This window comes from Gordonia hongkongensis (genome assembly GCF_023078355.1).
GTDB classification, from domain to species: domain Bacteria; phylum Actinomycetota; class Actinomycetes; order Mycobacteriales; family Mycobacteriaceae; genus Gordonia; species Gordonia hongkongensis.
Map to the genome: position 1 here is coordinate 1,992,938 of NZ_CP095552.1, position 24,044 is coordinate 2,016,981.

22 protein-coding genes and 3 pseudogenes are annotated in these 24,044 nt (G+C 69.4%); 15 read left to right on the forward strand and 10 right to left on the reverse strand.

The window, feature by feature from the left end:
• Positions 1–367 precede the first annotated feature (367 nt).
• The 3 genes and pseudogenes from rfbD (at position 368) to manB (ending at position 3,379) form a co-directional block, all read left to right on the forward strand.
• Positions 368–1,318: a dTDP-4-dehydrorhamnose reductase gene (gene rfbD, locus MVF96_RS09050; protein ID WP_247451885.1), complete on the forward strand. Its 951-nt coding sequence runs from the start codon at positions 368–370 to the stop codon at positions 1,316–1,318.
• A 5-nt stretch (positions 1,319–1,323) separates the two neighbouring features.
• A pseudogene (locus MVF96_RS09055) lies at positions 1,324–2,201 on the forward strand (glycosyltransferase family 2 protein).
• 44 nt (positions 2,202–2,245) lie between these two features.
• The gene (gene manB / locus MVF96_RS09060) at positions 2,246–3,379 is read left to right on the forward strand and encodes a mannose-1-phosphate guanylyltransferase (RefSeq protein ID WP_065632800.1); all 1,134 of its coding nucleotides are present in this window, start codon (positions 2,246–2,248) and stop codon (positions 3,377–3,379) included.
• Between the two features lie 20 nt (positions 3,380–3,399).
• On the opposite strand, the gene MVF96_RS09065 is transcribed toward manB, so the two are convergent.
• The gene (locus MVF96_RS09065; RefSeq protein ID WP_055475035.1) at positions 3,400–4,047 is read right to left on the reverse strand and encodes an O-methyltransferase; all 648 of its coding nucleotides are present in this window, start codon (positions 4,045–4,047) and stop codon (positions 3,400–3,402) included.
• A gap of 292 nt (positions 4,048–4,339) precedes the next feature.
• On the opposite strand from MVF96_RS09065, the gene sigE reads away from it, so the two are divergent.
• From sigE to tatB, 4 genes are all read left to right on the forward strand, one after another.
• The gene (gene sigE, locus MVF96_RS09070; RefSeq protein ID WP_055475034.1) at positions 4,340–4,960 is read left to right on the forward strand and encodes an RNA polymerase sigma factor SigE; all 621 of its coding nucleotides are present in this window, start codon (positions 4,340–4,342) and stop codon (positions 4,958–4,960) included.
• Positions 4,961–5,194: 234 nt separating this feature from the next.
• Positions 5,195–5,725, forward strand: coding sequence for a hypothetical protein (locus tag MVF96_RS09075; protein WP_055475033.1), 531 nt, complete (start codon positions 5,195–5,197; stop codon positions 5,723–5,725).
• The gene (locus tag MVF96_RS09080; protein ID WP_247451886.1) at positions 5,722–7,242 is read left to right on the forward strand and encodes a S1C family serine protease; all 1,521 of its coding nucleotides are present in this window, start codon (positions 5,722–5,724) and stop codon (positions 7,240–7,242) included. Before MVF96_RS09075 ends, MVF96_RS09080 begins: the two co-directional genes overlap by 4 nt.
• A gap of 31 nt (positions 7,243–7,273) precedes the next feature.
• On the forward strand, positions 7,274–7,753 hold the full coding sequence (tatB, locus tag MVF96_RS09085) for a Sec-independent protein translocase protein TatB (protein ID WP_247451887.1): 480 nt from the start codon (positions 7,274–7,276) through the stop codon (positions 7,751–7,753).
• Positions 7,754–7,757: 4 nt separating this feature from the next.
• Here the strand turns inward: tatB and MVF96_RS09090 are convergent, their stop codons facing one another.
• The 4 genes and pseudogenes from MVF96_RS09090 to MVF96_RS09105 form a co-directional block, all read right to left on the reverse strand.
• Positions 7,758–8,903 carry an Mrp/NBP35 family ATP-binding protein gene (locus MVF96_RS09090; RefSeq protein WP_247452083.1) on the reverse strand — a complete coding sequence of 382 codons (1,146 nt, stop codon included), beginning with the start codon at positions 8,901–8,903 and terminating at the stop codon, positions 7,758–7,760.
• A gap of 540 nt (positions 8,904–9,443) precedes the next feature.
• Positions 9,444–10,103, reverse strand: a pseudogene (locus tag MVF96_RS24545) (lysozyme family protein); the annotation flags it as partial.
• A gap of 223 nt (positions 10,104–10,326) precedes the next feature.
• Entirely contained in the window at positions 10,327–10,842 is a 516-nt protein-coding gene (locus MVF96_RS09100) for a DUF1003 domain-containing protein (protein ID WP_055475028.1), read from the reverse strand.
• Positions 10,839–12,185, reverse strand: coding sequence for a magnesium transporter MgtE N-terminal domain-containing protein (locus MVF96_RS09105; protein WP_055475027.1), 1,347 nt, complete (start codon positions 12,183–12,185; stop codon positions 10,839–10,841). Before MVF96_RS09105 ends, MVF96_RS09100 begins: the two co-directional genes overlap by 4 nt.
• Positions 12,186–12,320: 135 nt before the next feature.
• Between MVF96_RS09105 and MVF96_RS09110 the strand changes: the two genes are divergently transcribed.
• The 5 genes from MVF96_RS09110 (at position 12,321) to MVF96_RS09130 (ending at position 17,673) form a co-directional block, all read left to right on the forward strand.
• Positions 12,321–12,809, forward strand: coding sequence for a YflT domain-containing protein (locus tag MVF96_RS09110; protein WP_055475026.1), 489 nt, complete (start codon positions 12,321–12,323; stop codon positions 12,807–12,809).
• A 220-nt stretch (positions 12,810–13,029) separates the two neighbouring features.
• The gene (locus tag MVF96_RS09115; RefSeq protein ID WP_176455882.1) at positions 13,030–14,442 is read left to right on the forward strand and encodes an extracellular solute-binding protein; all 1,413 of its coding nucleotides are present in this window, start codon (positions 13,030–13,032) and stop codon (positions 14,440–14,442) included.
• Positions 14,439–15,659 carry a sugar ABC transporter permease gene (locus tag MVF96_RS09120; protein ID WP_078112022.1) on the forward strand — a complete coding sequence of 407 codons (1,221 nt, stop codon included), beginning with the start codon at positions 14,439–14,441 and terminating at the stop codon, positions 15,657–15,659. Before MVF96_RS09115 ends, MVF96_RS09120 begins: the two co-directional genes overlap by 4 nt.
• Before the next feature lie 4 nt (positions 15,660–15,663).
• Positions 15,664–16,494, forward strand: a complete 831-nt coding sequence (locus tag MVF96_RS09125) for a carbohydrate ABC transporter permease (RefSeq protein WP_055475025.1) — start codon at positions 15,664–15,666, stop codon at positions 16,492–16,494.
• A 3-nt stretch (positions 16,495–16,497) separates the two neighbouring features.
• The gene (locus MVF96_RS09130) at positions 16,498–17,673 is read left to right on the forward strand and encodes an ABC transporter ATP-binding protein (protein WP_247451888.1); all 1,176 of its coding nucleotides are present in this window, start codon (positions 16,498–16,500) and stop codon (positions 17,671–17,673) included.
• Between the two features lie 28 nt (positions 17,674–17,701).
• Here MVF96_RS09130 and MVF96_RS09135 read toward each other — a convergent pair whose 3' ends face one another.
• Together MVF96_RS09135 and MVF96_RS09140 are read right to left on the reverse strand one after the other, a co-directional pair.
• Positions 17,702–18,559 carry a hypothetical protein gene (locus tag MVF96_RS09135; RefSeq protein WP_055475023.1) on the reverse strand — a complete coding sequence of 286 codons (858 nt, stop codon included), beginning with the start codon at positions 18,557–18,559 and terminating at the stop codon, positions 17,702–17,704.
• Positions 18,549–19,238, reverse strand: a complete 690-nt coding sequence (locus tag MVF96_RS09140) for a metallophosphoesterase family protein (protein WP_068969932.1) — start codon at positions 19,236–19,238, stop codon at positions 18,549–18,551. The genes MVF96_RS09135 and MVF96_RS09140 overlap by 11 nt, the downstream gene beginning before the upstream one ends.
• A 58-nt stretch (positions 19,239–19,296) precedes the next feature.
• Between MVF96_RS09140 and MVF96_RS09145 the strand changes: the two genes are divergently transcribed.
• The 3 genes from MVF96_RS09145 to MVF96_RS09155 all read left to right on the forward strand — a co-directional run bounded on the left by MVF96_RS09145 (position 19,297) and on the right by MVF96_RS09155 (position 20,966).
• A complete protein-coding gene (locus MVF96_RS09145) occupies positions 19,297–19,890 on the forward strand; it encodes a suppressor of fused domain protein (RefSeq protein ID WP_058252715.1) in 594 nt (197 codons plus the stop codon).
• A 159-nt stretch (positions 19,891–20,049) separates the two neighbouring features.
• On the forward strand, positions 20,050–20,766 hold the full coding sequence (locus MVF96_RS09150) for a HemK2/MTQ2 family protein methyltransferase (RefSeq protein WP_078112198.1): 717 nt from the start codon (positions 20,050–20,052) through the stop codon (positions 20,764–20,766).
• A complete protein-coding gene (locus tag MVF96_RS09155; RefSeq protein ID WP_058252716.1) occupies positions 20,763–20,966 on the forward strand; it encodes a CDGSH iron-sulfur domain-containing protein in 204 nt (67 codons plus the stop codon). Before MVF96_RS09150 ends, MVF96_RS09155 begins: the two co-directional genes overlap by 4 nt.
• A gap of 68 nt (positions 20,967–21,034) precedes the next feature.
• On the opposite strand, the gene MVF96_RS09160 is transcribed toward MVF96_RS09155, so the two are convergent.
• The 3 genes and pseudogenes from MVF96_RS09160 to MVF96_RS09170 all read right to left on the reverse strand — a co-directional run bounded on the left by MVF96_RS09160 (position 21,035) and on the right by MVF96_RS09170 (position 24,003).
• Positions 21,035–22,072, reverse strand: coding sequence for an iron-containing redox enzyme family protein (locus tag MVF96_RS09160; RefSeq protein WP_078112021.1), 1,038 nt, complete (start codon positions 22,070–22,072; stop codon positions 21,035–21,037).
• Positions 22,073–22,235: 163 nt separating this feature from the next.
• A pseudogene (locus MVF96_RS09165) lies at positions 22,236–22,871 on the reverse strand (HhH-GDP family DNA glycosylase); the annotation flags it as partial.
• A 46-nt stretch (positions 22,872–22,917) separates the two neighbouring features.
• Entirely contained in the window at positions 22,918–24,003 is a 1,086-nt protein-coding gene (locus MVF96_RS09170; protein ID WP_058252770.1) for a magnesium and cobalt transport protein CorA, read from the reverse strand.
• Positions 24,004–24,044: the final 41 nt, after the last annotated feature.

Genomic DNA, 24,044 nt, shown 5'->3' on the forward strand with positions numbered 1-24,044 from the left:
GGCCGGGCCGGGCGCCTGCGCGCACCGGGCTCCGGGGCGCGCCGATCGCCGGGCATCGGCTGACGCCCGTCGGGACCCGGCCGTGCCGGACGGCGCGGCTGCGCGCGCCGACGCGGGCCGTCGGATGGTGAATCCACTGGTGAGCGGTCCCTTTCGAGGTCGGCACATCGGGTCCGGGGTCGACGCGGCGAGCGTTACGCCTGAGGATGTCGATGCTGATGTGCAAGGCGGGTCGGCTGTTGTGTGCTGTCGCCAGGCTACTGAAGTGATTCGCGAATTCGAGAACGCAACGCCGGTCGTGTGAGTAGCCGTCGTCACGTGTTCCGGCGAGCGCGTCGTCGCGTGGGTACCGCCGGACTCCGGCACGATGGTGCTCATGCGTGTGACGCCGAGCAACCCCACCGTGTACATCGTCGGCGCCGGCGGGCAGCTGGGGACTGCCCTGCAAGCACGGTCGAGCGAGGTTCCCGACGTCGTCGTGCGGCCGCTCACCTCAGCCGACGTCGACATCGCCGACCCGACCTCGGTGGCCGCCGCACTGGGCGACCTCGGCCCCGACGACATCGTGGTGAACTGCGCGGCCTACACCGACGTCGACGGAGCCGAGGCCGACTCGGAAGGCTCGCGGCGGGTCAACACCACCGGGCCCGAGGTGCTCGCGCGCCGGACCGCCGACGCCGGCGCGTGGTTCGTGCACGTGTCGACCGACTACGTGTTCCCCGGGGCCGCCGCGGAGGGTTCCCGGCCGGTCGAGCGGAACGGATACGAACCCGACGACGTGAGCGGAACGCCCGCGACCGTGTACGGCCGCACCAAGCTCGACGGCGAACGCGCCGCGCTGTCGGCGGACCCGCGGGCCACCGTCGTGCGGACGGCATGGGTCTACACCGGCGGACCCGACAGCCGCGACTTCGTCGGCACGATGCGGCGGCTCGAACAGTCGCGGGAGACGGTGTCGGTCGTCGACGACCAGCTCGGGTCCCCGACCTACTCGTACGACCTCGCCGACGGGCTCTGGGAACTCGTCGTCGCGGGCCCGCGCGAAGACGTGTGTGGCGCGGTTCTGCATGCGACGAACTCGGGCACCGCCACCTGGTTCGACGTCGCCCGCGGGGTCTTCGAAGAGGTCGGGGCGCAGCCCGACCGGGTCCTGCCCACGACGACCGCCGACTTCCCGCGCCCGGCCCCGCGGCCGGCGTTCTCGGTGCTCTCCGGCCACTCCTGGGAGGCCGCCGGCCTCACCCCGCTCCGGCCGTGGCGACCCGCGCTGCACGCGGCGATCGCCGCGTCGGACGCCGACCCCGGTTCGTTACCCTGAGCGGCGTGCCAGTTCAGCCAGCCGTGGTGACGGTGACCTATTTCTCCGGCGATCACCTCGTGACCTTCCTGCGCAGCCTCGACGCCGTCACCGACGTCATGCCGCAGGTCATCATCGCCGACAACGGGTCCGACGACGGCGCGCCCGAACGGGCCGAACAGGAGTACGACACGGTCACGCTGGTCCGCACCGGCGGCAACATCGGCTACGGCGGTGCGATGAACCGCGGTGTCGCCGAGCTCGACCCGGATGTCGAGTTCGTGCTCATCTCCAATCCGGATGTCGAATGGAAGCCCGGTGCCATCGACGAGCTGATGGCCGCCGCGCAGCGCTGGCCGCGAGCGGGTTCGCTCGGGCCGCTGATCCGCGAACCCGACGGCTCGATCTACCCCTCGGCGCGGCGCGTTCCCGACCTCGTGTCGGGCACCGGACACGCGATCCTCGGCACGGTGTGGAAGTCCAATCCGTGGACCGCGGCCTACCGCGCGGACGACGAGACACCGTCGGAACGTCCGGTGGGGTGGCTGTCGGGCTCCTGCCTGCTCGTGCGGCGCGAGGCCTTCGACGCCATCGGCGGCTTCGACGCCCGCTACTTCATGTACATGGAGGACGTCGATCTCGGCGACCGCCTGGCAAGGCCGGGTGGCAGAACGTCTATGTGCCGAGCGCGGAGGTCGTGCACACCAAGGGGCACAGCGCCGGTCGGCATCCGGAGAAGATGCTGCCCGCCCACCACCGCAGTGCCTACCGGTTCCAGGCCGACCGCAATCCGGGACCGTGGCGGGCGCCGCTGCGCCTGGCGTTGCGCATCGGCCTGGAGGTCCGATCCCGGCTCGCCGTGCGCGCGGCGCGACGCGCGTCGGCGAGCGAGAACTCCCGATGAATGCTGAAGTGAACACCAGTCACCTCGAGGAAGGACCCGATCCAGTGGACAACTACACCGTGCGTGAGTCGGTGGAAAGACCGTCCGTGGGGGGATCGGACAACATCAGGGAGGACGTCGAGGCCGTCGTCCTCGTCGGCGGGAAGGGAACCCGCCTGCGCCCACTCACCCTGTCGGCGCCGAAACCGATGCTGCCCACCGCCGGGCTGCCGTTCCTGACCCATCTGCTGTCCCGTATCCGGGCGGCCGGTATCCGCGACATCGTGCTCAGCACCTCATTCAAGGCCGAGGTCTTCAGCGAGTACTACGGCGACGGTTCGAAGCTGGGCCTGCGCATGCGCTATGTCACCGAGGACGAGCCGCTGGGCACCGGCGGCGGTATCCGCAACGTCCTCGACGAACTGACCGCGAACACGATCGTGGTCTTCAACGGCGACGTGCTCGGCGGCACCGATGTCGGCGACGTCATCGACAGTCACCGCGCCGCCGACGCCGACGTCACCATCCACCTCGTGCGGGTCAGCGACCCCCGCGCGTTCGGCTGCGTCCCGACCGACGCCGACGGCCGGGTCACCGCGTTCCTGGAGAAGACCCAGGACCCGCCGACCGACCAGATCAATGCCGGCACCTATGTGTTCAAGCGCGAGGTCATCGAATCCATCCCGGCCGGCCTGCCGGTGTCGGTCGAGCGTGAGGTGTTCCCCCGGCTGCTCGCCGAGGGCAGTCACGTCCACGCACACGTCGATCACGCGTACTGGCGGGACATGGGTACGCCCGAGGACTTCGTCCGCGGCTCGGCCGACCTCGTCCGCGGAATCGCGCCGTCGCCCGCCCTGGGGGACCGTCGCGGCGAGTCCCTCGTGCACGAAGGCGCGGGAGTGGGCCCGGGTGCCCTTCTGATCGGCGGCACGGTGGTCGGCCGTGGCGCCGAGGTCGGCCCGCGCGCCCGTCTCGACGGCGCGGTCGTCTTCGACGGCGCCGTGATCGAGGCCGGCGCGGTCGTGGAACGGTCGATCATCGGCTTCGGTGCCCGCATCGGGCCGCGTGCGCTGGTCCGGGACACGGTCATCGGCGACGGTGCTGACATCGGCGCCCGTTGCGAGTTGCTGCGCGGCGCCCGGGTGTGGCCGGGAATCGAGATCCCCGACAACGGGATTCGATTCTCGACGGACGTCTAGTCCAGCAGGAGCGCGGCCGACTAGCGGATCTTCGCGGCGGCGAGCACGCCGGGCCCGAGCGGGATGACCACGGGAAGCAGCTGCTCGTCGTCGGCGATCAGCAGGGCCGCCTCGCGGGCCGCCGCCGTCGGCGGTTCGGTGCGGGCCGGGTCGCCGACCGTTCCGTGCGCGGTCGCGTTGTGGACGACCACGACACCTCCCGGTCGCAACATCCGGACGGCCTCACGCACGAACCGGGGCAGGTCCAGCAGTGGTCCGTCCACGAAGACCAGGTCATAGGACGCGTCGGACAACCGCGGCAGCACCTCGACCGGCGTGCCGTTGATCAGCCGGGTGCGGCCCGGGGCGATGTCGGCGCCGGCGAACGACGCCCGTGCGGCCCGGTGATGTTCGGGCTCGGGATCGATCGTGGTCAGCACGCCGTCGGCCGACATGCCGTTGAGCAGCCAGAGGCCGCTCACCCCGGTGCCGGTCCCGATCTCCACGACGGCGCGCGCATCGGCCGCGCGGGCCAGCAGAGCCAGTAGCGCGCCGACCGCCGGGCTGACCGGTGTCGCGCCGAGCTCCTCGGCGCGAGCGCGGGCGGCGATGACGGCGTCGTCCTCGACGATGGCCGACTCGGCGTAGGCGATCAGGTCGGGGCGTGTGGACGGCGTTGACTCGGTCACGCGTCGAGGTTAGTCCGGCCCCGCGGCGGAACCCGACCCGGCGCGCCAGACCTGGGCGAATCCGCTCGCGGCGAGACCGACGATGCATCCTCAGGCAACACTCAGGCGCCTCATACGGCGGCCACACTCCGATAGGAGAGGGTGAGAGCTGTTCCGGTTGGGACAGGTCCCGGGAGGTCGGTGAGAACTTCCTGGCAGCTCGGGAATACCCAGCCGGAATCATCCGTTCGTCTTCGGTGAGTGCTTGGGTCACCGGGTGCGTGTTTCACGAGAGAGGAACCGACCACCGACCATGACCGATCCCCGCGATCCCGCCGACGCCGTGCCCGCCGTTCCGGCGGGCACCGCAGGTTTCGACGCCACCGGCGACGAACTGCTCATGCCGTCCTGGGACGACCTGGTCCGCGAACACGCCGACCGCGTCTACCGTCTGGCCTACCGTCTGTCGGGGAATCAGCACGACGCCGAGGACCTCACGCAGGAGACCTTCATCCGGGTCTTCCGCTCGTTGTCGAACTACCGTCCCGGCACCTTCGAGGGCTGGTTGCACCGCATCACCACCAACCTGTTCCTCGACATGGTCCGTCGCCGCAGCAAGATCCGGATGGAAGCCCTGCCCGAGGAGTACGACCGGGTGCCGGCCGACACCCCGGATCCGCAGCAGGTCTTCGACGCGACGAACCTCGACCCAGACCTGCAGCGCGCCCTGGACTCGCTGGCTCCCGACTTCCGCGCGGCCGTGGTGCTGTGTGACATCGAGGGCCTGTCCTACGAGGAGATCTCCGCCACCCTCGGTGTCAAGCTGGGTACCGTCCGCAGCCGCATCCATCGCGGTCGGCAGAGCATCCGCGACGCACTCGCGGCCCAAGGACACACCAGTAGCCGTTCGGTCGCGCTCGGCTCGCACGCCTGAGGTCGCTGCCGGGAACCCTGCTCCGCCGAGCATCGTTGAGAGTCTCGGATACGCTGAGACGTTGCCTGTGTCACGGGACACGATGTGATCGGAGGCCGCAGCCCGCGGACGCCCGCGCGTTCGGGGGACGGCATCGGATGCCGCCGGTCGGTACCGTGGCAGACAGCAGCAGAGCCCAGTGGCAACACAGGATTCATCGTGCGGCGGTTTCGTCGTGGAGAGGGGTGAACGACGATGATGGACGGCGATCGCGGGCGTCCGACCGGAAGTGGCGGTGTCGAACCGCCGACTCCCAACCTTCGTCGCCGGCGGTCCTCCTGGACCCCAGCCAGGTGGAATACGAACACCTGGAGTCCGGCTCCCTCGTCGTTCCTGCCCAACCGCGGCTACCGCGCGCCGGGTACGGCCGGCGGACGCGGCTTCGCACCCACCGAGCACCTGGCCCCCGAGGCGGTCGCCGCCTTCGTCGACGGCGAGCTCGGGATGTCCGCGCATGCGCGGGCCGCTCATCATCTGGCGCTGTGCCCCGAGTGCGTCACCGCGGTCGAGGCGCAGTCGTTGGCCCGCACCCGACTCCGCGAGTCCGGCCGCGTGTCGATCCCGGACTCCCTCCTCGGTCAGCTCTCCCAGATCCCCACGCGTGAGATCGATCTGAGCTCCGAGCCACCCCGCCCGGCAGGGTTCGGGCCGACCGTGTCGCCCGATGCGCCGACCGACGGCATCCCCGCGGCCCGCGGCCGCGCCTTCCGTCGCCGGGGCCGGTGACCGTGGCCCCCGACGCCGATTCTCCCGATACCGGTGACGCACAGTTCGCGCGGCGCGCCGAACCGCCCGAGTCGCAACGTCTGACGCCGTCGCGGACCTGGCACTCGCCCGTGTCGCCGTCCACCGCGCAGGTGTTCGGCCGCCCGTCGGGTGTGCGCGGCTCGTTCGCCACCTCGGACGGCGACAAGCGGCCGCCCGAGCCGCAGATCGCACCCCCGGACCCGGTGCTCGCCGAGGCCTTCAGCCGGCCGGCCGGATCGAGCGACACCCTGCAGCGGGATCCGCTCGCGACCTACGGCCACACCGAGCAGCCGCAGGCGCCGGACGACCCGTGGCGCGACCCGGAGAGCCCGGCGCGGCTGGACGCACCCGCGCTGGCGTCCGCATCGTCGGACATCCCGACCGAGACCGGCCCCAAGCTCGGTGTCCGCGACATCCTGCTCGGCAATCGCCTGAGCTGGGTCGCCCTGGCCACGCTCGCGGTGATCGCGTTGCTGATCGGGCTCGTCGGCGGGCTGATGGGCCGGTACACCGCCGAGGTGGCCGCGCCGCTCACCAGTGACACGGTCGAGTTGTCCACCGAGGACACCGGCGGCGACGCCGGGCCGCGGTCGTCCGTGGCCGAGGTGGCCCGGGCGGTGGAGAAGTCGGTCGTCGCCATCGACGTCCGCGCGGCGGGCGCCTACGCCACCGGGTCGGGATTCGTCATCGACAAAGAGGGTTACATCCTCACCAACAACCACGTCATCTCGATGGCCGCGAACGACAAGAGCGCCAAACTCGAGGTCGTGTTCTTCGACCGTCAGCGGGTTCCGGCGCGCATCGTCGGTCGCGATCCCAAGACCGATCTCGCCGTGCTGAAGGTCGACAATGTCGAGAACCCGACGGTCTCGGTGCTCGGTCGCTCGGGCGACCTGCAGATCGGCGAAGAGGTGGTCGCCTTCGGATCTCCATTGGGGCTCAACCGAACCGTGACCAGCGGCATCGTCAGCGCGACCGACCGTGCCGTGGCGCTGACGCCCGACGCGGAGTCCGACACCGACGCGGTGATCGACGCCATCCAGACCGATGCCGCGATCAACCCGGGCAACTCGGGCGGTCCGCTGGTCAACGGCGAAGCCCAGGTGGTCGGCATCAACACCGCCGGGCGCCTCGGCGCCGGGGGCGGCAACATCGGTCTGGGATTCGCGATTCCCATCGACGAGGCCAAGCCCATCGCGGAGGCGCTGATCCGCGACGGCCGCGTGAACCACCCGCAGATCGGCGTCAACGCCAGTTCGGTGCGCAACGAGCGCGTGCTGGGCGCACAGGTCCGCAACGTCGTCGCCGGCAGCCCCGCCGAACGCGCGGGTATCCGGGAGAACGACGTGATCACCTCGTTCAACAATCGCCCGATCGAGAGCGCCGACGAGCTGAACGTCGCGATCCGGACCGCGAGCATCGGCGAGTCGGTCCCGTTCCAGTACTGGCGGGCGGGTCGCACGTTCAGCGGTACCATCACTCCGGCGAGCGACTAACCACACCACCGCACAGGTCAGGACGAGGCACATGTTCAGCAGCATCGGATGGGGCGAGATAGCGATCCTGGTGGTCGCGGCACTCGTCATCCTCGGCCCCGAACGTCTCCCCGGTGCCGTCTCCTGGACGATGCAGTCGGCCAAGAAGGTCCGTGATTACGCGACCGGTGCGAGCAATCAGCTGAAGGACGAGCTGGGTCCCGAATTCGACGACCTGCGCAAGCCGCTCGCCGACCTCAACGAACTGCGGGGTATGACGCCGCGGTCGATCGTCACGAAACACCTTCTCGACGGCGATGATTCACTGTTCCGGCTGAACGAGAGCGCCACCACGGTCGACCGGAAGACCACCCCGGCGGCGCCGGAGATCAAGCCCGTGTCGGCGCCCCTGTCGTTCGAGAAGCAGGAGACCGGCAATCAGGACTCCGCCGGCCCGGCGGGATCCGCGGCGTCGGACCGCCCGTCGCGGTCGGGGTCGCGTCCCGCAGCGGCCGACTGGGACGCGACCTGACCGGTCAGGAATTCCGGATGGTGTCGAGTCCCAGACTCATACCCGCCAGGCCGCGCTTACGCGCCGCGAGCTTGCCCGCGATGGCGCGCAGGGCGGAACCGGACGCAGATTCGGGTGCCGACAGCACCACCGGGACACCGGCGTCGCCGCCTTCGCGTAAGGCCGTCTCGAGCGGTACCTGACCCAGCAGGTCGACCTGGGCGCCCACCGCGCGCGTCAGGCGTTGCGCCACCTGCTCGCCGCCGCCGGACCCGAACGGTTCCATGCGGCTGCCATCGGGCAGCTCCAGCCACGACATGTTCTCGACGACGCCGAGGATCTTCTGCCGCGTCTGCAGGGCGATGGCCCCGGCGCGCTCGGCGACCTCCGCCGCGGCCTGCTGGGGTGTCGTCACCACCAGGATCTCCGCGCCCGGGATGAGCTGCGCGACCGAGATCGCGACGTCACCGGTGCCCGGCGGCAGGTCGAGGAGCAAGACGTCGAGATCGCCCCAGTAGACGTCCGCGAGGAACTGCTGCAGGGCTCGGTGCAGCATGGGACCGCGCCAGGTCACCGGCGTGTTGCCGTCGGTGAACTGTCCGATCGAGATGAAGCGGACGCCGTGGTTGCTCGGCGGCATGATCATGCGCTCGACCTGCGTGGGTTTGGCGTCGCTCCCGAGCATGCGGGGAACCGAGTGGCCGTAGATGTCGGCGTCGAGAACGCCGACGGTGAGCCCGCGTTCGGCGAGCGCCGTGGCGAGGTTGACGGTCACGCTCGACTTGCCGACGCCGCCCTTGCCCGACGCGACGGCGTAGACGCGGGTCAGTGAGCCGGGCTGGGCGAACGGGATGACCGGCTCGGCCTTGTCCCCGCGGAGCTTCTTGCGCAGCTCGGTGCGCTGCTCGTCGTCCATGACGTCGAGTTCGACGCGGATCGCGCCGACGCCCGGGACGTCGGCGACTGCTGTTTCCACGCGCTGCGAGATCTCGGTGCGCATCGGGCACCCCGATGTCGTGAGGTACACCCCGACGTCGACGCTCGCGTCGTCGTTGATCGTGACCGACTTGACCATCCCGATGTCGGTGATGGGCTTGCCGATCTCGGGATCCTTGACCTTGCCCAGAGCGGCGCGAACTGCCGATTCCGTGGGCGCGACTCCTGTTGTCATCTGGCCCAGACTACCGGCGGCGCCGACGGTTCCGGGCGCAGGTCCTCCGGTGGCGCCGTCAGCGGACGGGAACCGGGGTGCTCGCCCCTCCCGGCCTGTTCGGACCGGCGTTCCCCGCCGGTGCCTGTTGTACCGCCGGGGCCTCCCTCTTGGTGGGCGGGGAGCGGGCTGGCCCGGGAACAGCGGCGGGATCGACGGCAGGCAGACGATGATGCACGGCGGCGGCGGAGGGCTCGGCCGCCGCGTGGTGGAGGACGACGACGACGAGGACGACCCGGACTCCGGCCGCCTGGGCTTGCTGGACGAGCTCGAGCTGCTCGACGGCTTGCGCTTCATCTCCGGGATGGGGTCGGTCGGCATCACGCCCGTCGCGTAGGCCCCGGCCCAGCCGAGGACGTTGGCGACATACTCCATCGAGCGGTTGTACCGCAGCACCGCCGACACGCGAGTGCGCTCGTTCATGATGTCGGTGACGCCGGCGCAGAGATACCGGCCGGCCGAGTACGTGGCGTCGAAGATGTTGTTGGGGTCGGGTTTCCCGTCGCCGTTGGCGTCGGAGCCCCACGCTGCCCACGTGCTCGGGATGAACTGCATCGGGCCCATCGCGCGGTCGTGTCCGGCGTCGCCGTCGATGCGTCCGCCGTCGGTGTCCTTGATGACCGCGTTGCCGGCCAGCGAGCCGTCGAGGACCGGCCCGGCGATCGGGTTGATCGTCGTGCCGTACTGATCGACCGAGCCGTTGCTCGCATGATTGGACTCGATGCGTCCGATGCCGGCCAGCAGAAACCACGGCAGTTTGCAGGCCGCACTCTCGGCGGCGACGCGGTTGGCGGCCAGCTTGTAGGCCTGGAGTACGACGCCCGGGATCCCCAGCGGGCCCGAGGGGAGGTCGCTCGCGAGCCGGAACTGCGGCGCCGGCAGCGCGGTCGCGGGCTTCTCCGGCGGCGGCGCGAAGCCGAGGAGTGCGCCCGGCGAACCCGCGACGAGTTCGGCCACCATCACGGGGGCATCGGGCTCGACGACGGCCGACGCGACGTTGCCGCCGGAGGCGCTCGACGTCGCGGTCCCCAGGACCAGTGCACCGACCAGACCGCCGCCGACGACCAGCGTCGCGGCGCGTCGTGGGAACGAGGACGGACGGCGCGGACCACGGCGACGGCGGACGAGGTCGAGGGGCCTCACCGGAGGCCTCCTGCACATCGTGCGGCCCCGGGCCGCTGCCCGGTCCTGTTCACTCCGTTGTCAACACACACTTCTGCCCCCGAGAACGCGGCGATGCTCACCCGCGGCCCAGGTCCAGAGCCGCTCACATGGATGTGTCGGAGAATCTCGTCGCGCCGTGACAGACGCCGGGATCCGGTCCGAACTGTGACCCACCATACATATGGGTCTGACGTCCCAGACACGAACCCGGCTTTTGGTGTCAGTGATCCTTGGAACCGCGGCGGCCGGATTCGTCGCCGGCGGGGGCGCCGAGCCGTTCGGTGAGTTCGTCGAGCAGGTCGTCCAGTTCTTTGCGCAGGTAGTCGCGCGTGACGGTGTCGCCGACCGCGAGACGGACCGCGGCGAGCTCCCGGGCCAGGAACTCGGTGTCGGCCTTCGTCTGGGCGGACCGCATCCGGTCCTCTTCCAGCGACACCCGGTCGCGGTTCTCCTGCCGGTTCTGGGCCAGCAGGATCAGCGGCGCCGCGTACGCCGCCTGCGTCGAGAACGCGAGGTTCAGCAGGATGAACGGGTACGGGTCCCACTGGATCGACACCGCGACCAGGTTCAGCACGATCCACACGATGACGATGACCGTCTGGATCGCCAGATATCGTCCGGTGCCCAGGAACCGGGCGATCCGCTCGCTGTACATCCCGACGACGTCGGAGTCGAGATTGAACGAGATCGTGCGGCGGGTGCTGGGGGTGTCGAGCTTGCGTCCCGGTTCGCTCATCGGATCCGCACCTGGGGGCCGCCCGATGCCGGTTCCGGGCCACTCCCGACGCCGTACCCGTCGGCCTCGACGACGTCCTCGGGTTCGGTCTCACGCCAGTCGCGCGGCAGGATCTCGTCGAGCAGGTCGTCGACGCTCACCGCGCCGAGCAGGTGGCCGGCCTCGTCCACGACGGGGCCGCACACCAGGTTGTAGGTCGCGAAATATCTCGTCATCGTCTCCAGGGAGTCCTCGGGATGGAGTTGGGCGAGGTCGGTGTCCAGGATGCCGCCGACCAGGTGCGCGGGCGGTTCCCGGAGCAGGGCCTGCAGATGCACGCATCCGAGATACTTGCCGGTCGGTGTCGAAGTGGGCGGGCGGACGACGAACACCAGACTCGCCGCGGCCGGCGTCAGGTCGGGGTTGCGGACCCGGGCGAGGGCCTCGGCGATGGTGGTCGATGCGGTGACCACGATCGGCTCCGAGGTCATCACGCCGCCCGCGGTGTCGGGGGAGTGCAGCAGGAGTCGGCGGAGGGGCTCGGACTCCACGGGGTCCATCTCCTCGAGGAAGGCCTCGGCCTCGGTGTCGGGCAGTTCGCCGAGGAGGTCGGCGGCGTCGTCGGGGTCCATCGCCTCGAGGATGTCGACAGCGCGGTCGCGTCCGAGCGCGGCCAGCACCTCTTTCTGGTCGTCGGGCGGCAACTCCTGCAGCACGTCGGCGAGCCGTTCGTCGTCGAGGGCCGAGGCGATCTCGTCGCGTCGTTTCGCGGGCAGTTCGCGCAGGGCGTTGGCGACGTCGGCCGGGCGCATGCCCTCGAACTGCAGGAGGGCCTGCGCGACTCCTTGTCCGGGCAGGTTCAGCGAGCTCTGGGTGATGCCCTGCACGCTGGACCACTCCACGACCTGTGTCTCGTGGCGCCGGCGCAGGCCGCGACGTCCCGCCCGGATCGCGACGCGGGAGACGACCCAATCGCGGGTCCGGGTCTTCTCGATCCCGAGGTCGATCACCGTCACGTCGGCGTCGGCGAGCTCGGGGAGATCCGGATCGACGACCCGGACGTGGGTGTCGAGGACCTGTCCGATGGCGAGCGCCTCGCCGGGGCGCAGATGGAGTCGGCGGAGGCTCACGGTGCCGGTGTTGAGGGCCACGGCCTGGGGCTCGATCGCGGTCACCCGCAGCATCGGCACGAAAATCCTACGCCGAGTGGTCAATTCGACCGCGAGACCGAGGACGCGCGGTTGCTGCCCGGACATGCGGATCGAGATCACCACGTCGCGGACGCGTCCGATGGACTCGCCGTCGGGACCAAGGACGGCCAACCCGACTAATCTGGCCACGAACACCTTGCTCACCGACGACATGGGAGTAAGGGTAGTGCCATCGGTGCAGCGGAGGCCGACGGCAGACACGAACGCCCACCGGTGGGAGACCAGTCCCACTGTCGGGTCTCACCGCGACGTTCAGCACTGGAGTCTGACAACAGGGAAGGCCCCGATATGACCAATCCCATGCGCCCGAGCCGCGAGACGCCGGGACTCCCCACCCCGCCCAAGGGCTGGCCGATCGGTTCGTACGGAACCTACGCCGAGGCCCAGCGCGCGGTGGACTTCCTCTCCGACGAGAACTTCACTGTCCAGGACGTCACCATCGTGGGCGTCGATCTGATGCAGGTCGAGCGGGTCATCGGCCGGCTGACGTGGGGCAAGGTGATCGGCGGCGGGCTGGTCTCGGGTGCCTGGCTCGGCTTCTTCTTCGGCTGTCTGGTGGCGCTCGTCTTCGCCGGTTCGCCCATTGCGCCCATCCTGGTGGGCATCGTCGGCGGCATGGTCTTCGGTGTGATCTCCGCGACCATTCCGTACGCGGCGACCCGGGGCCAGCGGGATTTCGCGTCGACCATGCAGCTGGTCGCCGGCCGCTATGACGTGCTGTGCGACCCGAAAAGCGCAGAGAAGGCGCGCGACATGCTCGCCCGTCTCACCTTCTGACGTCGCCTCCCGCGGTCGGACACGGAGCGATCACAATCGCCCGCGGAATGGCACGCCCATGCCGAATGTGTTGCATGTCACGAATCCTCACGTATAGCGTTGCTCTTCGGACGCTCACGGCGGAGCACCGCTGCGGCGCCGCGTACGACATCGAGGAGGCTGCGTGCGGAGCAGGGTCAGCACGGACGGATCCATCAGCACCGACGGATCTACCAGGCGCGTGAGACGAAAGGTCCTCGCCGCGGCGGTGGCAGCGGTGGCCATGCTGCCCGTGCTGTCCGCGTGCGGCTCGGGATATGAAGCGGGCGTACTCAATTTCTATCCGCCGGCCGACGGTGCGGACACCTTCGCCGAGATCGGCGACAAATGCTCGGCCGATTCCGGTGGTGCGTACAAGGTCGTGACCACCCCGTTGCCCAAGGGCGCCGACGATCAGCGTTTGCAGCTCGCACGGCGCCTCGCGGGCAACGACAGCGGGCTGGACCTGATGGGCATGGACGTGGTGTGGACGGCCGAATTCGCCGACGCGGGTTGGATGGTGCCGGTCCCCGACGCCATGGCCGCCGAGGTGTCGGCGCGCACCCTGGGCGGTCCGCTCGACACCGCGGTCTGGAAGACCGACGACGACGAGCGGGAACGGCTCTACGCCATCCCGTTCTCCACGAACACCCAATTGCTCTGGTACCGACCGGATGTGCTCGTCGAAGACGTCGACCGCCGGCGCCCGGCGTCGACGTGGAACGGCATGCTCGAGGACGCGCTCGTCAGCGGTCGCAACGGCGGACCGACCTACATCATGGTGCAGGGCAGGCAGTACGAAGGCCTGATGGTGTGGTTCAACTCGGTACTCGCCAGCGCCGGTGGGCAGATCGTCGACCCGGACGACCCCGACAAGGTCACCCTCAACGACACCCCCGAACACCGCGCCGCGACGGTCCGCGCCCTGGAGACGCTGAAGCGGGTCGCCACCGCGCCCGGTGCCGATCCGTCGCTGACCAACTCCGACGAGGGCGCCGCACGGCTCGGCATGGAGAGCGGTGAGGCCCTGTACCAGGTGAACTGGCCGTTCGTCTTCGCCGGGATGCGCGAGAACGCCGTGGCGGGCAGCGTCGCCTTCCTCGACCTCACCGAATACGCGAACCTGTACGCGGACACCGCGAATCCGCCGACCCCGGCGCAGGTGGTCCCGCTCAACCGCGAGATGCGGCGGGTCTTCGATTTCGCGCCCTATCCGGGCTTCGAGGGACTTCCCACCAAGACGACCCTGGGCGGCATCAACATCGCCGTCGCGAGCACCTCGCAACAGCAGGACCTCGCCTACCAGGCCGCCGAGTGCATCACCAGTGAGGCATCGCAGAAGGCGTTCTCGTTCAGTGCGGGTCCGCCGCCGGTCATCGAGTCCATCTACGACGACGCCGATTTCCGCCTCGCGTACCCGATGGCCGACGAGATCAAGCGGCAGCTCGAACCCGAGCACGCTGCTCTGCGGCCGAAATCGCCCGACTATCAAGCAATCTCGACGCTGCTGCAGGCCAAGTTGAGCCCGGTCGGCGCCTGGGAGCCGGAGGCCCTGGTCGACGAGCTCGCCGAAGCGGTCCAGAAGGCCATCGACGGGGAAGGGCTAATCCCGTGAGCGACAACGACACTCCGCGTAACGACGCCGAGAACGCGGGCGGCAACCCCGACGACGCGGGGTTCCGTGCCGGGCGACACGCCCTCCCGGAGGATGCGCCACCGCAAACCGGTCCGATCCCGATCGTCGGTGACACACCCCCGGTGCAGTCCGATCAGGTGTGGACCGCTCCGCCGGGAGGTCGGCACGAGGTGACCGCGGCGTCGTCGCACACCGACCGGCCCACCCCGGATCCCGCGCCCGCCTCGCTGTCGAAGCCGGCGACCGGGACGGGCGGGGGTACCGCGGTGATCGATCGGCCCCGGGCCGACACGCCGCCGGCCGCCCCGCGCAGGCGCAGCGAGGGCAAAACCGCCGAGCGCCGGCTGGCCTTCTGGCTCGTGGCGCCGGCCGCACTGATGATGCTCTTGGTCACCGGATACCCGATCGTGTACGCGGTCTGGCTGTCGCTGAACAAGATGAGCCTCTCGGCGCCGGGGGAACGCGAGTTCGTCTGGTTCGCCAACTACGCCACCGTCCTCACCGACAACTACTGGTGGACGGCCTTTGCCGTCACGGTCGGCATCACGGTCGTGTCGGTACTCATCGAACTCGTGCTGGGCATGGCGATCGCGCTCGTCATGCACCGGACGATCTTCGGGCGGGGCACCATCCGCACCGTCGTCCTGATCCCGTACGGCATCGTCACCGTGGCGGCGGCGTTCTCCTGGTACTACGCGTGGACGCCGGGCACCGGATATCTCGCCAACCTGCTACCCGACGGCACCGCACCGCTCACCGAGCAGTGGCCGTCGCTGGCGATCATCGTCCTCGCCGAGGTCTGGAAGACGACGCCGTTCATGGCCCTGCTCCTGCTGGCCGGCCTCGCGCTCGTCCCGGACGACCTGCTCAAGGCGGCCCAGGTCGACGGCGCCGGGGCGTGGACGAGACTGTGGCGCATCATCCTTCCGCTGATGAAGCCGGCGATCCTGGTGGCGCTGCTGTTCCGCACACTCGACGCGTTCCGCGTGTTCGACAACATCTACGTCCTCACCAGCGGGTCCAACAACACCTACTCGGTGTCGATGCTGGGTTACGACAATCTGTTCGGCGCCTTCAATCTCGGCGTCGGCTCGGCGATCTCGATTCTGATCTTCATCTGTGTCGCGATCATCGCGTTCGTGTTCATCAAGGGGTTCGGCACCGCCGCACCGGGTTCCGACGACGAGGGGAGGTAAGCCGTTGAATGCGAGCGGAAAGTCCAAGGCCTGGTGGTCGATCGCCAACATCCTGGTGATCCTGTATGCACTCATCCCGCTGCTGTGGATCATCAGCCTGTCCTTCAAGCCGGCGAGCAGCGTGACCGACGGGAAGTTCTGGCCGAGTGAGTTCACCCTCGACAACTACAAGAGCATCTTCGAGACCAGCGCCTTCACCTCGGCGCTGATCAACTCGATCGGCGTGGGTCTGATCACCACGGTGATCGCGGTGCTCCTGGGGACGATGGCGGCCTATGCGGTGGCCCGCCTGGACTTCCCGGGCAAGAAGCTCCTGATCGGTGCCGCGCTGCTGATCGCGATGTTCCCCCAGATCTCGCTGGTGACACCGTTGTTCAACATCGAGCGGGCCATCGGGTTGTTCGACACCTGGCCCGGCTTGATCCTGCCCTACATCACCTTCGCGCTGCCGCTGGCGATCTACACCTTGTCCGCGTTCTTCCGCGAGATCCCGTGGGAGCTGGAGAAGGCCGCCAAGATGGACGGCGCCACCCCGTGGCAGGCCTTCCGCAAGGTCATCGCCCCGCTCGCCGCCCCGGGCGTCGTGACGGCGGCGATCCTGGTGTTCATCTTCGCCTGGAACGACCTGCTCCTGGCACTGTCGCTGACGTCGACCGAACGGGCGATCACCGCGCCGGTGGCGATCGCGAACTTCACCGGCAGTTCGCAGTTCGAGGAACCGACCGGGTCGATCTCGGCCGCCGCGGTGGTCATCACCATCCCCATCATCATCTTCGTGCTCTTCTTCCAACGTCGAATCGTGGCCGGCCTGACCTCCGGCGCCGTGAAGGGATAACCCATGGCAGACATCGTTCTGGACAACGTCTCCAAGCAGTATCCCGACGGCTCCACCGCCGTACACGGGGTCGACATCGAGATCGCCGACGGCGAGTTCGTGATCCTGGTGGGCCCGTCGGGATGCGGTAAGTCGACGACGCTCAACATGATCGCCGGACTTGAGGACATCTCCGGCGGCGAGCTGCGGATCGGCGGGGAGCGGGTCAACGAGCGCGCACCCAAGGACCGCGACATCGCGATGGTGTTCCAGAGTTACGCGCTCTACCCGCACATGTCGGTGCGCGAGAACATCGCCTTCCCACTGACTCTCGCGAAGATGCCGAAGGATCAGGTGGCCGCGAAGGTCGACGAGGCCGCGCGCATCCTCGACCTCGGGCAGTACCTCGACCGCAAGCCGGCCAATCTCTCCGGCGGTCAGCGGCAGCGCGTGGCGATGGGCCGGGCGATCGTGCGCTCCCCGAAGGCGTTCCTGATGGACGAGCCGCTGTCGAACCTCGATGCGAAGCTGCGCGTGCAGATGCGTACGGAGATCTCACAGCTGCAGCAGCGCCTGGGGGCCACCACGGTCTACGTGACCCACGACCAGACCGAGGCGATGACCCTCGGTGACCGGGTCGTCGTGCTGCGCAACGGGTATGTGCAGCAGATCGGTACGCCGCAGGAGCTGTACAACAATCCGACCAACGTGTTCGTGGCCGGTTTCATCGGCTCCCCGGCGATGAACTTCCTGTCCGGTCGCCTCGGCAGCGAGGGTATCGAGACCGCGATCGGCACCATCGTCCTCGACGACCATCGTGCGGTGGTCTCCCGTGCCGGAGACGTCGGCAGTGGCGGCGACGTGCTCATCGGCATCCGGCCCGAGCACCTCGAAGACGCGTCGCTCGTCGACTCGACGACCCGTGGACACGGCGGGACCTTCGCCGCGAACATCGACGTGCTCGAGTCGATGGGTTCCGACATCTACGCCTACTTCGGCGTCGGGTCGAGCCGGGCGTCGAGCGACGCCCTCGCGGAGTTGTCCGCCGATTCCGGAACCGATCTCGGCGGCAACCAGTTCATCGCCCGACTGTCCCCGGACTCGAAGGTGAGCCGCGGCGGTTCGGCGGAGCTGTTCTACGACGCGTCGAAGATCGCGGTGTTCGACCAGAGCTCGGGGCAGTCCCTGCGCGTCCGCTAGTGTCCCGCCTGTCCCTGCAGGCGTCGGCTCAGCGCCGGCGCCTGCGGGAGTGGTCGAGCAGTTCGTCGAAGACGTGTTCGTCCCAGATGTGCCTGCGCACAAGCCGATACCGTTCGCAGGCCACCCACATGTACAGCTCGGCGTCGCTGTCGAGGTCGGGCCGGATGCCCGCCCGGCGCGCCATCCGCACGACCGGCAGGAACTCCTCACCGAACCAGCGCCGAGCGGTCTCGGTGCGGTTGAGGAACTCGCCGATCTCCTGGCTCAGGCGGAATCCCCACGCCTCGACGTTCTCGGCGAGTTCGGCGTAGTCGAACGGGAAGCTGAGTCGGATGGCCTCGGCCTGGGACCCCTCGAGCGGCACGCGTGACAGGAAGATCCGACGATGGTCCTTGAGGACCAGGTCGGAGGTCGCGGTGATGCCCTCGGGGGAGATGCGCGTGTGGATCAGGGTGACGTAGGCGTCGATCGTGACCCAGTTCCGCGCGATCGCGATGGACACGCGGTGATGGCCGTCGATGACGAAGTGCATCGATCCGATCCGGTACAGCTGTACCGGAGGGACGGATTCGCCGCGGCGTTGCGCGGCCGCCAGCCGCTGCCAGCGCTCCCGGCCGCGCGACGAGGTGGGCCGGAAGTAGCGGTCGAAATCCTTGGTGCGGTCGACACTTCCGACGATCGAGGACACCTCGACGACCTGCAGTCCGAGGGAGGTCTCCCCGGTCCGTCCGAGCGCGGCGACGACCTCGTCGAACGGGAGGATGGTGTTCACGTCGGCGGGCTGACGCATGAACCACTGCGCGAGCCGCGCGCGTTCGGCCTGGCGTCGCATCCGGGCGAAGTCGTTCTCCGCGTCGGCGTCGGGAAATCCGGTGTCACGCGCCATGTCTGCGCCTCACGATCTCGACCTCCCGGGTGGCGGGATCGAAGTCGAACTGGCAGTAGCCGACGACGTTCATCGAGGTCGTCGAGGAGCCGATGGGCAGATCAGCCGGTCGTTCGCCGTACGGATGGACGTGGCCATGGACCAGCAGCGCCGGTTGCAGCGACCGGACCAGCGGGTGGAAGCAGTCGAAACCCCGGTGCGGCAGATCGTCGCGGTCGCCGACGCCGCGGGCCGGGCTGTGCGTGAGCAGGATGTCGGCGCCGCGGGGAGGTGACAGCGCGGTGGTGCATCGCAACCGGAGGGACCGCAACCGCTGCTGGGTGTCGGTGTACTGGTTGGTGCCGTTGTTGTAGCGGCGACTGCCGCCGAGGCCGCTGATACGGAGTCCGGCGACCGTCACGGTCCGGCCGTCGGCGTTGACCGCACCGCACGGTCCGGGGTCCTCGACGGGGAGCCCGGCGCGCGTCCAGCCGGTGCGGCCGCGGCGGTACCCGCGCAGGTCCCGGTCGTGATTGCCGGGCACGAACACGCACGGCGCGTCGCACAGCGACGACAGGATCTCGAGGTACTCGAACGGGAGGTCACCCGCACCGAGGATGAGGTCGGGACGGGACTCGATCCCCACCCCGAAGGTGAGGGAGTCCACCACCTCGTCGGCGACCGCCAGAACCCGGACCATTGCTCCAGGCTAGAGGAGCACCCCGGGCCCGTGCGCCGGAGTCGGTAGCCTGTCGGATGTGAGCGAAGCCGTGACTGAGGTCGTCGGACGATTTCTCGAAGACCGGCTGGGGGCGACCCCCCAACGCGCGTCGGTGACGTTCCTCGGTGTCGAACCGATCGACGTCCTGCGGTTCGTGCCCGACGAGGCCGGAGATCGGGGCGAGGTGGTCTACGTGACGTCGGGGTGCGCACGGCACCCGATGTCCGATCCCACCGACCTGCACGCCGATCCGGTCCGCGGCCCCCGTGCCGAACTCGTCGTGCGCGTGTCGTCGGGAACGCCGCTGCCCGGTCTGCACAAGCGCATGGCGACGCTGGCAGCCGCGCCGGCGGTCGAGGGCCTCGTCATCGCCGCCGATGCACTCGTCGACCTCGGCGAACCCTTGTGGGACGGTTCGCCGTTCACCGCGGTCCTGCTCGAGGCGGACGAACTGGGGATGGTCGAGCTGCCCACGCCCATGGACCCGGTCAGCATGCTCCGGGCGGTGCCGATCACCGCCAACGAGGCCGCGTGGGTCCGATTGAAGGGTGCCGACGCACTCCGCGAGGCCTGGCGTGAGGCGGGTATCGATGTGCGGCGGCCGGATCGGGCCTCGGCAACCCCGGCCTGACCGGCCGGCGGATTCCCGGCGGACTCATCCGCGTCGAGGTTTCGGAACGTATGACAGAGGGAACTTCTGACCAACTGAGCACGGTCCGTCTGAGAAGTGAGGGTGCATGGAGTCACGGGGAGCAGGGACCATCGGCACGACGGACGGGCGGTGCCCGGCGTGACCATCACCTCATCGTCGCTTCCCACAGCGACCGCAGCGCGACCCGAGCTCGATGTCTACTTGCCACAGCAGGACACTCAGCTGTTGATCGACACTCTCCGATCCCGCGGCGTCTCGGGGGCCCGCGTGCTCGATCTCTGCACCGGCAGCGGGGCCATCGCGATCGCGGCCGCCCGGGCGGGTGCGTCGCACGTGACCGCGGTGGACGCATCGGCGGACGCGGTCGCCTATGCCCGGCGCGCGGCAGCCGACGCCGGCGTCCGGATCGAGGTGGCGCACGGTGATCTCCGGTGCCATCAGGGTCGCTACGACGTCGTCACCTGCAACCCCCCGTATGTTCCGACCCCACCGGAGTCCGAGTCGGAACTGCATCCGGCCGGACCGTCGCACGCCTGGGACGCCGGACTCGACGGCCGGGCCGTCCTCGACCCGCTGTGCGCACGCGTTCCCGAATTGCTGGTGCCCGGCGGCGCTTTCGTGTTGGTCCACTCGGAATTCGCGGACGAGGAAGCCTCGCTGCGCGCCCTGCGCGCCGGGGGACTGACCGCAGAGGTGGTGGCCGAGCGGGTCATCCCGTTCGGTCCGGTCCTCACCGCACGCGCGGGCTGGTTGGAAGAGTGCGGCATGCTCGAACGCAACCGTCGCATCGAGCGTCTCGTCGCGATCGTCGCCGTCGCCCCGGGTGGTCCCGCCTCGGCCGGAGCGTCGCGGTGAGCGGGGACAAGAAGCCGAATGCGGTGCGGGTGATCCGAGGTGGACCCGTCCTGGTGTCCGGTCCCGTTGACATCGAACTCCCCGACGGCGCCCGGGTGCAGTCGGATCGGTTCATGGTCGCGGTGTGTGCGTGCGGTCGGAGCAAGAACTACCCCCTGTGCGACACCAGCCATCGCAAGAAGCGCCGCCGCGCGACCTGACGGCTCACGAGTGCCGCCGCGCGACCTGACGGCTCACGAGTGCCGCCCGAACGAGCGCCTTGCCCGGATCAGATACCCGGGAAGGCGCTCTTTCCGTCGTCCCACGCGGACAGCACATGCCGGTCGAGGGCGTCCTCGACGAACAGGAAGGCGCGGATCCCGAAGATCACATCGGCTTCGGTGTCCGGCTCGGTGCGGATGAGATCGCCGACGACATCGGTACGCAGGATCTGCTCGTGCACGGCATCGGCCTCGACGTGTTCGCGATAGAACCGCCGGCACGCCTCCGGGGCGTCGAGCTGCTCCAAACCGGCCAGCAGGCGCTGCGAACCGGGCGGCGAGGTGATCTCGGTGGCCGCCAGATGCCCGACCGCCGCGCCCCGGTAGCGCCGGTGTAGTCCGAACAGCGACATCAGATTGACCGGCGTGAGGGCGACGCCGGGCACGGTGTCGAGGTAGCCGAGGTAGTCGGCGCTGAGATCGGCGGCGCGGAGCAGATCGGCGAACAGCTCCTGATGCACGGCGTCGCCACGCCCGCCGCCGAACTCGTCGAATTCGACGGCGACGTAGGCGGCCTTGGCGTGCCCGCGCAGACGTGGGATGGCAAAGGCGTGCGGGTCGGCCTCCTTGAGGTGGTACAGCGAGCGCAGGGCGAAGAGCTGCCGGTACTGCTCCCACGTCCCGGCGTCGCGGAGCCGGTAGGAGGCGCCGTCGCCGTCGGGGTTCTCGATGCACAGCTCGTCCATCTCGTGCTCGGCGGAATCGTCGGCGGTCATCGCCGGTACGTCGCGATGCAGGGCGGCGAGGAATCGCTGTTCGAGCGTGGCCCGGACCGTGAGCAGGGCCGGACTCCATTCCCATCCGGCGTCGGCGTCGACGAACCCGACGTAGTGCATCTCGTAGCAGAGGTACAGCGCGAGCTGCAGATCGTCGCCGTAGGGGTCGGCATCGACGACCCTCGGGTCGTCGGCCGGCAGGTCGAGGACCGATGCGGACGCAGGGTCACCGCGGAGGAGATCGATCACCATGGCCGAGAGCGGTCCGCGCGCACCGGGCAACAGGGGGCGTCGGAAGGCCGTGTCGTGCGCCGTCGGATCGTCGACCATCGGGTCAGCTGACACCTGGGAGTCCTCCTGTCGGGTACGGGCGTCGGGCACCGCGGTGCGCGGCGGACGTCGGCTCTCCTGGGTAACCGGATCGAGGACGGCACAAACCACCACCGGGTGGTTGTGACCGTCGTCCCAGCCTAGGCCCGGTTGTCGGATCCGTGATCTCGGCGCGCAACTGCTTGTCGAGCGAGACACGCACCAGCGCCGCTGCCAGCACCTCGGGCCGGCCGTCGGCGAGATCGGCGAGCCGTGCCGGGTCCTCGGGTAGTCCGAGGTCGCGGGCGGCGGCGAGCGCGCGTTTGTCAAAACGCGGCGCGACCCACTCCCACACCGACTGCACCTCACGCAGGAAGATGTCGGCCCCGACCGGACCGATGCCGGTGAAATCCTGGAGCAGTTCCGCCACGCGGGTGGGGTCGGAGTCGGCGTCGTCGGCGAGCCGACGGAGATCGCCGTGGTAGTCGTCGAGGACCTTCTGCGCCGCCTCGCCGAGGCGGGTGGCGGTGCTCTCGTCGTAGCGGACGTAGTGGCCGCGGCCGAGCGCGTCGACCAGCTTCTGCCAGTTGGCGCGGGCCATCTTCTCCGGGGTCCGGTAACCGGCGGTGAACAGTTCGCGCGCGGCGGCCACCGCGATGTCCGCGGAGATCCGCGTACTGAGGAGCAGGGCGAGCACCAACAGCTCGAAGAGCGGTGACGGCGAGTTCTTCAGCGTGATGCCGGCGTCCTGCGCGTAGGTGCGGCCGGCGCGGTCGATCAGTTGTCGCGCCGCGTCCTCGGCGTGGTCCGTGCGGGTCATCGAAGCCGGTTACCCACGCCGGTGCGTGGGCAATCCCAGCCGCGGGTCACAACCAGTGACTGCGCCGGAACACGACGAACAGCGTCGCGCAGAGGGCCACGAGACAGCCCAGCACGACGGGATAACCCCACTCCTGGTGCAGTTCGGGCATGTGGTCGAAGTTCATGCCGTAGATCCCGGCGACCATGGTCGGCACCGCGGCGATCGCGACCCATGCCGAGATCTTGCGCATGTCGGTCGACTGCTGGATGCCGACCTTCGCCGCCGCGGCCTGCAGGAGGGAGGTGAGCAGCTCGTCGTACTCGAGGACTCGGTCGATGACGGTGGTGAGATGGTCGGCGACGTCGCGGAACTGGCGTCGGATCTCCTTGGGCACCAATGGATTACCGCTCGCCGTGAGACTCTGCAGCGGGGCCGCCAGCGGTGTCACCGCGCGACGGAGTTCGAGCACCTCGCGCCGTAGGAGATAGACGGGATCGATGTCGAGTGCGTGACCCTGCCGACCGAACACGACCTCCTCGATCGCCGCGACATCGGCGTCCATCCGGTCGGTGACGGCGAGGTAGCTGTCGACGACCTTGTCGGCGACGGCGTGCAGCACCGCGGTCGGGCCGAGGGCCAGACGCTCGGGGTGCGTCTCCAGGCGACGGCGCAGTTCCGACAGTTCGGTGTGCTCGCCGTGGCGCACGGTCAGTACGAAGTCCGGCCCGGCGAAGACCATGATCTCGCCGGTCTCGACGACCTCACTCGCCTTGGCCATCGTTTCGTGCTCGATGTACTGCACGGTGCGCAGGACGAGGAACTGGGTGTCGTCGTAGACCTCGAGCTTCGGCCGCTGGTGCGCGTGTACTGCGTCTTCGACGACGAGTTCGTGAAGGCCGAACGTGGCGCCGACGTCGGCCATCTGAGCGTCGTCGGGGGCGTGGAGTCCGACCCATACGAAGCCCTCGCCGGCGGCCCGCACCCGGGCGAGACCCTCGGTGTAGCTCACCCGTCCCGGTTGCCGGTGGCCGTCGACGTACACCGCGCAATCGACGATCGCCCGCGCCACGGGGACGCGGATCTCGGGGAGCGGGCGGCGCTCGCGGCGCGGTGACAACCCGCGCGGACCAGGCCGGGGGATCGAGGGCACGAGTGCCGATGCTACCCGGCGGGCCCCGTACACTCTCCGAA